General features: G+C 59.7%; 5 protein-coding genes. 3 read left to right on the top strand and 2 right to left on the bottom strand.

Annotated features, from left to right (window positions below; translation table 11 throughout):
- The 3 genes from atpG to ADADOO_RS08100 all read left to right on the top strand — a co-directional run.
- The coding region (gene atpG, locus ADADOO_RS08110; protein WP_511276565.1) for a F0F1 ATP synthase subunit gamma at positions 1-791 on the top strand (791 nt) is incomplete at its 5' end.
- Between the two features lie 31 nt (positions 792-822).
- Positions 823-2,223 carry a F0F1 ATP synthase subunit beta gene (gene atpD / locus ADADOO_RS08105; RefSeq protein WP_511276563.1) on the top strand — a complete coding sequence of 467 codons (1,401 nt, stop codon included), beginning with the start codon at positions 823-825 and terminating at the stop codon, positions 2,221-2,223.
- 28 nt (positions 2,224-2,251) lie between these two features.
- Entirely contained in the window at positions 2,252-2,677 is a 426-nt protein-coding gene (locus tag ADADOO_RS08100; RefSeq protein ID WP_511276561.1) for a F0F1 ATP synthase subunit epsilon, read from the top strand.
- A gap of 44 nt (positions 2,678-2,721) precedes the next feature.
- Here the strand turns inward: ADADOO_RS08100 and ADADOO_RS08095 are convergent, their stop codons facing one another.
- Both ADADOO_RS08095 and ADADOO_RS08090 read right to left on the bottom strand, forming a co-directional pair.
- Positions 2,722-2,961 carry a hypothetical protein gene (locus ADADOO_RS08095; RefSeq protein WP_511276559.1) on the bottom strand — a complete coding sequence of 80 codons (240 nt, stop codon included), beginning with the start codon at positions 2,959-2,961 and terminating at the stop codon, positions 2,722-2,724.
- Positions 2,962-3,015: 54 nt separating this feature from the next.
- A partial coding sequence (locus ADADOO_RS08090; RefSeq protein WP_511276557.1) for a helicase HerA-like domain-containing protein occupies positions 3,016-3,425 on the bottom strand: 410 nt, incomplete at its 5' end.

Raw genomic sequence — 3,425 nt, 5'->3', positions numbered from 1 at the left:
TGGAAATGGTGGCCGCATCCAAAATGCGCAAGGCGCAGGACCGGATGCGGGCTGCCCGTCCCTATGGCGAGAAGATCCGGCGCGTTGCAGGTAACCTGTCTCATGCTCTCACCGAGTACCGCCATCCTTTCCTGGTGAATCGTGAACAAGCCGCTGTCGGCATTGTTCTAATCACTTCGGACAAGGGATTGTGTGGCGGTCTGAACTCAAACCTTCTTCGTCTGGCTGTCACGAAGATGAAGGAATTCGAGTCCGCCGGCAAGAAACTGCAGGCTACCTGCATCGGCAATAAGGGTCTTGGCTTCATGCAACGCGCAGGCGCCAAGGTCGTTTCGCATGCGATCGGGTTGGGCGATACGCCTCACTTGGAAAAGCTGATCGGGCCGGTCAAGGTTCAACTTGATGCCTATATGAATGGTGAGATTGATGCGCTTTATATCGGCTACACCCGCTTCATCAACACGATGAAGCAGGAACCGGTGTTCGAACAGCTGCTTCCGCTGTCGGGTGGTGCCGTTGGTAGCGCCAAGACCAAGTGGGATTATGTCTACGAACCCGATGCCAAGGCTGTGATCGACGATCTGCTGATTCGTTATGTCGAAGCGTTAATTTATCAGGCTGTCGCAGAAAACATGGCCTCCGAGCAGTCCGCCCGGATGGTTGCCATGAAGTCGGCCTCGGACAACGCCAAGACCGTTATCGGCGATCTGAAGCTGGTTTACAACAAGGCCCGTCAGGCTGCGATTACCAAGGAACTCTCGGAAATCGTCAGCGGCGCCGCCGCGGTGTGACGCGTAGATTTTTATTTTTGGGGATTTGAATATGAGTCAAGGTTCAATCGTTCAGTGCATCGGCGCCGTTGTGGACATCCACTTCCCGCGCGACGCGATGCCGAAGGTCTACGACGCGCTCAAGCTGGATGCTTCCGAAGCAAACGGCATGGCTGAAGACGGCCTGACCTTCGAAGTGCAACAACAACTCGGTGACGGCGTCGTCCGCACCATCGCCATGGGTTCTTCCGACGGTCTGCGTCGCGGCATGAAGGTGAACAACACCGGCGCCGGCATTTCCGTGCCGGTCGGTATGGGCACCCTGGGCCGCATCATGGACGTGCTCGGTCGCCCGATCGACGAAGCCGGTCCGATCGACTCCACCGAGCTGCGCGTGATTCACCAAGCGGCTCCGAAGTTCGACGAACTGTCGTCCTCCGTCGATCTGCTCGAAACCGGCATCAAGGTTATCGACCTGATCTGCCCGTTCGCCAAGGGCGGCAAGGTCGGCCTGTTCGGTGGCGCCGGCGTCGGCAAGACCGTCAACATGATGGAGCTGATCAACAACATCGCCAAACAGCACGCCGGCTTGTCCGTGTTCGCTGGCGTCGGTGAGCGTACCCGTGAGGGCAACGACTTCTACCACGAAATGAAGGACTCCAACGTTCTCGACAAGGTCGCGATGGTGTTCGGTCAGATGAACGAGCCGCCGGGCAACCGTCTGCGCGTCGCGCTGACCGGTCTGACCATGGCCGAGCGTTTCCGTGACGATGGCCGCGACATTCTGTTCTTCGTCGACAACATCTACCGTTACACGCTGGCCGGTACCGAAGTGTCCGCACTGCTCGGCCGTATGCCTTCCGCCGTCGGCTACCAGCCGACGCTGGCCGAAGAAATGGGCCGTCTGCAAGAGCGTATCACCTCGACCAAGGTCGGCTCGATCACCTCCATCCAGGCCGTCTACGTGCCTGCCGATGACTTGACCGACCCGTCCCCGGCCACCACCTTCCTGCACCTCGACTCGACGGTCGTGCTGTCGCGTGACATCGCCTCGCTGGGTATCTATCCGGCCGTCGATCCGCTCGACTCCACCTCCCGCCAGCTCGACCCGCAGGTCGTCGGTGAAGAGCATTACGCCGTCGCCCGTGCCGTGCAGATGAATCTGCAGCGCTACAAGGAACTGCGTGACATCATTGCGATTCTGGGTATGGACGAACTGTCGCCGGAAGACAAGCTGGCGGTTTCCCGCGCTCGCAAGATTCAGCGCTTCCTGTCGCAGCCGTTCCACGTGGCGGAAGTCTTCACCGGCTCGCCGGGCAAGTTTGTTTCCCTCAAGGAAACGATCAAGGGCTTCAAGGGTATCTGTGCTGGTGAGTACGATCACCTCCCGGAACAGGCGTTTTACATGGTTGGCGGTATCGAGGAAGTTCTCGAAAAGGCCAAGACGCTGTAATAGCGCAACGCCGTATAGGAGCTAGTTAATGGCTATGACTGTTCATTGTGATGTCGTCAGTGCCGAGGAGTCGATCTTCTCCGGCCTGGTGGAAATCGCAGTGTTTCCCGGCGAAGCCGGGGAACTCGGTATTCTTCCGCGCCACACACCGCTGCTGACTCGCATCAAGCCCGGCACCATTCGTTTGAAGGTGCCGAGCCGGAGCGAATTCGAGTTGGTGTATGTCTCCGGTGGCATGCTGGAAGTTCAGCCCGACATGATCACCGTGTTGGCTGACACTGCGATTCGTGCGCACGATCTGGATGAGGCCAAGGCACTGGAAGCCAAGAAGCGCGCCGAAGAAGCTCTTTCCAATCGGAACGCTGAAATGGATTACGCTGCTGCGGAAGCAGAACTGGCGCAAGCTGTTGCCCAGTTGCAAGCAATCCAGCGTCTGCGCAAGCATACGCACTAAATCCGGGACTCCGGAACAAAAGACAGCCGAGGCTGTAATGCCGTTCAGAAAACTCTGAACGGCATTTTCATTTTATATGCAAGCGTTTGTAAACATAATAAAAAGCTGCTGATTTCCGGCTCGCTTGCATCGAGCCAACGTTTTGTGACGACGGATGTTTGGCCGGTAGCCGGACGGACCGACAGGCCGAACATCGGCCGCTGGTGGCAATTGCACAAGCGCTCAGCGTGACTGGCGCGGCCAGTATTCGGCGAAGGCGCCTGCTGGCCGACCACGTCAGCCATCAGCAAGAGCGCCGTCACTCAAGCCAGGGTGACGGCTTTATTGATGCAGGGCGCTCAGCGCCGCCCGCCGAGTATCGACCCCAGCACTCCGCGTAGAATCTGCTTGCCGATCTCCCGGCCAACCGTGCCGGCAACGCCACGCGCCGCGCTTTTGGCCGCGCTTTCGAGGACGCCTTCCCGATGACCGCCGCGCGGGCCGGTGGTGCCGCCAAGGAGGTCGCCGATGCCGCCGAAAATGCCGCCGGAGACCTGCGGGGCGACTTCTGGTTGGCGGCTTTGCGTGGCGGGTTGGTGGCGCGGTTGTGGTTCCTGGTTAGCGCTGTTTCCCCAGTCGGCGTCGTTGAGGTTGCCGGCCGGTGGCGCAGGAATGGCGCCGGGGGCGGCTTGGCTGACGGCGGGTTTGCCGCGCAGGATTTCGTAGGCGGATTCGCGGTCGACCGTGGTGCCGTAGGTGGCGAGCAGCG

Origin of the sequence: Azonexus sp. (genome assembly GCF_036170495.1) — a bacterium.
In the GTDB taxonomy this organism is placed as follows: Bacteria; Pseudomonadota; Gammaproteobacteria; order Burkholderiales; family Rhodocyclaceae; genus Azonexus.
The sequence above is the reverse complement of the archived record's forward strand: the minus strand, read 5'-3'. Positions and strand labels throughout refer to the sequence as shown.